The organism is Rhodovulum sp. (assembly GCF_011048875.1).
Taxonomy (GTDB): domain Bacteria; phylum Pseudomonadota; class Alphaproteobacteria; order Rhodobacterales; family Rhodobacteraceae; genus Rhodovulum; species Rhodovulum tesquicola.
On record NZ_DSDD01000268.1, the window covers coordinates 1 to 1,838 of the forward strand.

Annotated in this window: 1 protein-coding gene; it reads right to left on the reverse strand. The window is 63.3% G+C overall.

Annotated elements, in window-relative coordinates:
• Positions 1 to 478 precede the first annotated feature (478 nt).
• Positions 479 to 1,519: an ATP-binding protein gene (locus tag ENN83_RS09365; RefSeq protein ID WP_287186217.1), complete on the reverse strand. Its 1,041-nt coding sequence runs from the start codon at positions 1,517 to 1,519 to the stop codon at positions 479 to 481.
• Positions 1,520 to 1,838: the final 319 nt, after the last annotated feature.

A 1,838-nucleotide genomic window follows, 5' to 3' on the forward strand; every position in this document is an offset into this window, starting at 1 on the left:
GGTCTTGAGATGCTCGAGTGGCATGGCACCTCCGTGAATGCGGGAACGCGGAAGCTCGGGGTTCGCGGGTCAAGGTCGTCGAGATGATCCGCCAGAACCTCCGGGCGCCGCAATCCCCGGACGATCCGGATGTTTACACCAGGCTTCCCCGGCATGTCGAGAGGCAGCGCCCGTCGCCGCGCATGCCACATGCCGGTTCGCCGGTTCGGCGCCGCTGCGGTGGCGCTTTGGTCGTCGCGACGATGACGGCGGGGCACGCCAAAATCGGGGTGGGGCTCGGTCGACGTGAAGATTGCGAGACAGGCAACTGATTTCACTTTGAATATGCTCGGTATGGCTATCTGTTGGGACCGAGTATCGAGAGGCGTCGGCAACAGATTAACTTTACATAATACTGATTATCGGACTTCGATATGTAGGCTTGGGAGGACTGTGCGGCGTGGGACGCCGCGACGGCTTCCTGCCCCCCGGGCGCCGGTCAGCCGACCGGCAGGAAGACGGTGAAGGTGCTGCCTTTGCCCTCGACGCTCTCGATCCGGAACCGGCCGCGGTGACGGTTCACGATATGCTTGACGATGGCAAGGCCAAGCCCCGTGCCGCCCATCTCGCGCGAGCGGTGGCTGTCGACCCGGTAGAACCGTTCTGTCAGCCGCGGGATATGCACCGGGTCGAAGCCTTCGCCATGGTCGATCACGTCGATCTGCACGCCGGGACCGCGGAACGCCAGTTCGCGCTCGCTTTGCGTCATGCGCACCACGAGGCTGCCACCCGATCCGCCATATTTGATGCCGTTCTCGATCAGGTTGTGGAAAACCTGGGTGAGCTGGTCGGGATCACCCAGCACATGGACCGGACTGTCCGCGCCTTCGAGGGCGATCTCGACCCCCGAATCAGAGGCAAGCGGGCGCAGGGTCTGAACCGAACTGCGCAACAGCGCGGCGACATCCACCCGCGCGCCCGGACGCATGCGCTCCTCGGCCTCGACCCGGCTGAGCGACAAAAGGTCGCTGACCAGCCGGTTCATCCGCTTCGCCTCGCGTCCCATGATCTCGAGAAAGCGCCCACGCGCCGCGGCATCGTCCCGTGCGGGCCCCTGAAGTGTCTCGATGAAGCCCAGCAGCGCGGTCAGCGGCGTCTTCAACTCGTGGCTGACATTGGCCACGAAATCGCGCCGGATCTGACCCATCTGCTCGCGTTCGGTGACGTCGGTGAAGACGACAACGACGCCCGAATCGCCATCGGGGCCCAGCGGGTTTGCGGTAACCTCGTAGGTGACCTCGCGTGCGACCTCGGTGGTCAGGTAGCACACCTTGCGAGACTGGCGCAGGCGCAACGCCTCTTCGACGCAGTCCAGCAGCGCAGGCTGGCGCAGAACCGTGATGTAATGCCGCCCCGCACCCGCCGCGCCGAAAAGCTGCGTGGCGGGCGCATTCATTGCCTGCACGCGTTCGCTGCGATCGATCAACACCACCGGAAGCGGCACCCCCGCGATGATCGACGGGGCAAGTTCGGCGGTCATGTACGGCTCCTTCGCGTCGCTGATCGTAAACGGCCGTAACGGAACCCGCGATTCCTTGTCATAGGCATTTGCCTCTGCGTCGATTTGACCATATAAAAAGGCAAGACCTGACTGAAAAGGCAGGTTGACAACTTGGAATTAATCAAAGGCGCCTCCATGGCGCCGCACAGCGGAGCGGCATGCATGGAGCAACGCTATCTTCTTCCGGACGCTTGGGTCGCAAGACCGCTCGCGCCCTCCCTGGCCTTGCTTGTCGGTTTCGACCAGGAAGATCATCCCGAGTATTGCATGCCCTTTGCCGCAGGTCGTTGCGAGAAAC